The organism is Lacticaseibacillus manihotivorans DSM 13343 = JCM 12514 (assembly GCF_001435035.1).
Lineage (GTDB): Bacteria > Bacillota > Bacilli > Lactobacillales > Lactobacillaceae > Lacticaseibacillus > Lacticaseibacillus manihotivorans.
Map to the genome: position 1 here is coordinate 1 of NZ_AZEU01000028.1, position 4,697 is coordinate 4,697.

6 protein-coding genes are annotated in these 4,697 nt (G+C 46.5%); 5 read left to right on the top strand and 1 reads right to left on the bottom strand.

Annotation, left to right across the window (positions count from 1 at the left end):
• Positions 1 to 71 precede the first annotated feature (71 nt).
• On the bottom strand, positions 72 to 1,520 hold the full coding sequence (locus tag FD01_RS01960) for a glycoside hydrolase family 1 protein (protein WP_056962417.1): 1,449 nt from the start codon (positions 1,518 to 1,520) through the stop codon (positions 72 to 74).
• Between the two features lie 195 nt (positions 1,521 to 1,715).
• On the opposite strand from FD01_RS01960, the gene FD01_RS01965 reads away from it, so the two are divergent.
• The 5 genes from FD01_RS01965 (at position 1,716) to FD01_RS01985 (ending at position 4,516) form a co-directional block, all read left to right on the top strand.
• Positions 1,716 to 1,922 (top strand): type II toxin-antitoxin system Phd/YefM family antitoxin, encoded by a 207-nt coding sequence (locus FD01_RS01965; protein WP_054719573.1) that lies wholly within the window; start codon positions 1,716 to 1,718, stop codon positions 1,920 to 1,922.
• A complete protein-coding gene (locus FD01_RS01970) occupies positions 1,909 to 2,160 on the top strand; it encodes a hypothetical protein (RefSeq protein WP_054719572.1) in 252 nt (83 codons plus the stop codon). The genes FD01_RS01965 and FD01_RS01970 overlap by 14 nt, the downstream gene beginning before the upstream one ends.
• Positions 2,160 to 2,492, top strand: coding sequence for a type II toxin-antitoxin system RelE/ParE family toxin (locus tag FD01_RS01975; protein WP_056962418.1), 333 nt, complete (start codon positions 2,160 to 2,162; stop codon positions 2,490 to 2,492). The genes FD01_RS01970 and FD01_RS01975 overlap by 1 nt, the downstream gene beginning before the upstream one ends.
• A gap of 124 nt (positions 2,493 to 2,616) precedes the next feature.
• A complete protein-coding gene (gene nagA / locus FD01_RS01980) occupies positions 2,617 to 3,774 on the top strand; it encodes an N-acetylglucosamine-6-phosphate deacetylase (RefSeq protein WP_056962419.1) in 1,158 nt (385 codons plus the stop codon).
• 130 nt (positions 3,775 to 3,904) lie between these two features.
• Entirely contained in the window at positions 3,905 to 4,516 is a 612-nt protein-coding gene (locus FD01_RS01985) for a TetR/AcrR family transcriptional regulator (RefSeq protein WP_056962420.1), read from the top strand.
• Positions 4,517 to 4,697: the final 181 nt, after the last annotated feature.

Below are 4,697 nucleotides of genomic sequence, written 5' to 3' on the forward strand. Positions count from 1 at the left end.
GGAAGGCCTTCAAGGGATAAAAACTATCCTTCAACACCAGTTGACAAATTTCCACTATTATATAGTAGAAATTAGTAATCTAAATCATCGCTGGACAAGTTCGCGCCGTTAGTAGCGATCACCCGTTGATACCAAGCGAAGGATTCTTTACGGCTGCGAGCGCCTGAGCCTTTGCCTTCATCGTCGAGATCAACATAAATGAAACCATAGCGTTTGGACATTTCACCAGTGGAAGCTGAAACCAAATCGATGCAACCCCAAGGGGTATAGCCCATGACCGGCACACCATCTTCAAGCGCACCTTCAATGGCTTTCAAGTGCTCGCGCAAGTAGTCGATGCGATAACTGTCAAAAATGCGCCCATCGGCTTCAACTTTGTCGTGTGCACCAAGACCATTTTCCACTACGAAGACTGGGACTTGGTAGCGATCGTAAAGTTCGTTCAACGCGATGCGCAAGCCGGTTGGGTCGATTTGCCAACCCCAATCACTGGCTTTGAGGTAAGGATTCTTCACGCCACCCATTAAGTTGCCAGCCACCGTATCTTTCGTTTCGCCGGTAATTTCAGTGGCACTAGACATGTAATAGGAGAAACTCAAGAAATCAACGTGATATTCTTTCAACAAGGCGAGCTCTTCCGGCGTGCGGTCGAGATCCGCTTCCGTTAAGCCAAATTCTGCCAAGTAGCGATGGGTGTATGCGGGGTACTCACCGCGAACTTGCACATCAGCGCAGAAAAAGTTGAAATCTTGATTATGCTGCAAGTTGGCCAGTTGGTTGACTGGGTTGGCGTTGTAAGCATAACTGGTGGCATATAGAATCATATTGCCCATTTGAATCTCTGGGTTGACGCGACGAGCCGTTTGGACCGCGTAAGCCGATGCGACAAATTGGTTATGCCAAGCTTGGAAAACGGCCTTTTTCGGGGTGTCACCAACCATGCCTTGGGATAATACGGGGAAGTGCGCCGCTGAGTTGATTTCATTAAAGGTCAAGAAATATTTGACTTTATTCCCCCAACGTTCGATCACGGTGTCGGCGAAGCGCTTGAAGAACGTGATCAATTCTTTGTTCTTCCAGCCACCGAAATTGATGGCCAAATTTAAAGGGAGTTCGTAGTGCGACAAGGTGATCACGGGTTCGATGTGGTGTTCCAAGCAGGTGTCGATCACATCATCGTAAAAGGCAAGGCCATTTTCATTGGCGTTTTCTTCTGTGCCTTGTGGGAAGAGGCGACTCCAAGCAATCGAGAAGCGATAGCATTTGAAGCCCATTTCGGCAAACAAGGCGATATCTTGTTTGTAATGATGGAAGAAGTCGATGCCTTCGTGGTTGGGATAAGTGTATTTTGAAGGATCGATGGTCCAGTCAAAGTTGGGGTCGGCGACAATGTTTAAGCGTTGTTTGCCCCCAGGTAAGGCATCATCGATCGAAGGACCGCGGCCACCTTCTTGCCAGCCACCTTCGAGTTGATTGGCAGCAGTGGCGCCACCCCATAAGAAATGTTTTGGAAAACTCATACAGTATCTCCTTTCAACGTAAGCGCTACCGTTATTGTAACACAATCGAGCAAACAAGCTTGTTTCATAGCAGATCCTAAGCAGGTCACCGAAGCATACTGCGTGTGTTTTGTCGGAAAATGCAAATGAAGCAGCAAACTAGTTTGTTGAAAATTTTCAGCATTTATGATATCTTGACATGGGAGGTGAGTGGATTTGGAAGGCAAAGATTTCCTGACCGAACCAGATATTCGACCCATGTCGGAATTGCGTCATTATCGAAAAGTTTTAAAAGATGTCGTCCCAGGGCATCCAGTAATTTTAACGAAAAATGGCTATGGCAAGTATGTGATATTGGCAATTAAGGATTATCGTGAGTTAATGGCGATCAAAAGGGAGTTAGAGGAAGATGGAAAAAATTGATACGCATCGAATTGGGGAATTGCGAGACTTTCAACAGTTACTTTCATCTGTTGAAACGGATCACCAATTGATTTTAGATGATCATGATATCGACGAATTTGCGGTGGTGTCACTTGAAGACTTCTATCGTCATGGACAACAACTTGTAGCCCGTGAGTTGAATCGGATCGCAGACCAAGCTCGACATGGGGAACCCAAATCCCTTGCAGAAGTTCGTGCTGAGTTGTTGGGACGCTGATGTATCGCGTCAACATTTATCCCGAAGCCCGCGCTGATTTGTTTAAGCTTGAAGCCTATTTGACGCAAAGTTTTGGACACCGGATCGCGAATCAAAAAATCAAATCGCTACTAGATCAGCTCGATGGACTTAGCTATTTTCCTAGGTTAGGCAAAAGAGTACCGCAATTTGTAGAAATGGAATCTGCAAATCTATTTACGCTACAAGCTGGTAAGAACACGGTACTCTATCATGTGAACGATGATCAAGCGGTGATTTCAATTTATGCTGTCATTGATATTCGAAGCGAACTGATCAGGGCTAAAGCATTTTTCTTTCGTGAACGAGACTAGCGACGGCGTGAACCCGCCTCCAAAAAATCAGGATACCCTGAACTTTTGGCCTAGACCACTATTGATTTCCGTGCTACACTGTAACTGTTGAGAAACGGCAAACTTCAATGAAGGAGATCATCTAATGAGCTACTACATCCATGCGGATAAGTTTTTCCTGAAGAACACCACTGAAAACGGTGGTTGGCTTGAAATCACTGACGACGGCAAGTTTGGGGACTACACCCCATCCTACGGCGAAAAGCCAACCGGCGAGATCAAAGACTATGGGGATCAATGGATCGCCCCAGGTTTGGTCGACACCCACATTCATGGTTCTTTAGGCCATGACGTGATGGACAATGACTGGGCAGGCATCAACGAAATGTCTGAAGGCTTATTGAAAACTGGTGTCACCAGCTGGTTGCCAACCACGTTGACCGGTCCTTTTGATCAATTAAACGATGTCTGCAAGACTATCGGTGAACATGCCGGTGAAGAAACTGGTGCCAAGATCCAAGGAATTTATTTTGAAGGCCCATTCTTCACTGAAGAACACAAAGGTGCCCAAAACTCGAAGTACTTCCGCGACCCATCCATCGAAGAATACGACGAATGGCAAAAGTCTGCTAAAGGCATGCTCCAAAAAATGGCTTTGGCCCCAGAACGTGACGGTGCGGTTGAATTTGTTAAGCATATGGCTCAAGATGGCAAAGCCGTGGCGTTAGGTCATTCTTCTGCTACTTTTGAACAAGCTAAGGCCTGTGTCGAAGCTGGCGCGACTGTATTTTGCCACACCTTTAACGGGATGTCTGGCTTGACCCACCGCGAACCTGGGATGGTCGGCGCTGCCATGTTCATGAACATTGTTGACGACGAATTGATCTGCGATGGCCACCATGTGCGTCCAGAAGTTGCTGATGCGTTGATTCGTGAAAAGACCCCAGAACACATCGCCTTGATCACTGACTGCATGTCTGCTGGCTTGATGCCAGAAGGCGACTACATGTTAGGCGAATTCCCAGTGATCGTTAAAGACGGTACTGCGCGCTTAAAGAACGGTGGTAACTTAGCCGGCTCCATCTTGAAGTTAAACGACGCCATCAAGAATGTCGTTGACTGGAACGAAAACACCCCTGAAGAAGCAATCATGATGGGTGCATACGTGCCTGCCAAGTCTTCTAAGATCGACGACAAGTGTGGTAGCATCTTACCAGGCCGCGACGCTGACTTCTTAGTGTTGAACAAGGACATGTCCTTGTCTGAAACTTACTTGGATGGCGTTTCCCGTTACCAAGCTTAATTCACTCAGATTTATCGAAATCACCGAGCCGCGTGCTTGGTGATTTTTTTGGACTTTAGGCCGATTTAAAAGGCGAACGAATTTGATAGGATGGTTTCATTATCAGAATCAGATTTTTGGAGGTCATGTGATGCCAACTGCCACCTTTTATCGCTTACCCACACCTAAACGTGCTCGCATTGTGCAAGCAGCGTACACCGAATTTGCGCGCGCACCGTTTTGCGATGCCAGCGTCTCAAATATTATCCGCCAAGCACAAGTTGCGCATGGCAGCTTCTATCAATATTTTCAAGACAAAGCCGACATCTTTGATTATTTGTTGAGCTTACAGCAAAACCACAACATCGCTTGGATGCGCGAGGTGTTGGCTCAAGAAGATAACGACTTTTTTGCTGCGATCGCAATTGTTTTTGATCGGTTGATCGACACGCTGGTCACCGGACCTTATGCGCCATTTTATGCCAATGTGTTTGATTACTTGCACGAACAGTCACCCGATTTCTTGAAGCAGCAACCGCAAACCGGTGCGGCGGTGTATTTGCGTGATCATCTCGATCGCAGTCGGCTGAAGGTCAACAGTGATGAAGAGGTTGAGTTACTGATTTGGCAAGTGGTGGGGATGTTTGTCCAAACCATGGCGGCCTATTATCAAAACTCGGAAAATCCGGGTTCAGCCACCGAATTAAAACAGAAAGTCGCGCGACAATTACAATGGCTTGCCTCAGGTTGTGTACAAGGTTAAATCTTTCAATTCAGATCAAGGCTTCAGCAGATGCTGAGGTCTTTTTTTCTTGTCTGCAACTGCAAAATAACACTGACCGCTGATTGATTAAAGGTCTAGTTTTTGACGATTTGGGAATATTTCCGAACCGCAAATTGCAAGAACAAGTTAGCCACCCCATGGCACGACACCGTGAGATGAA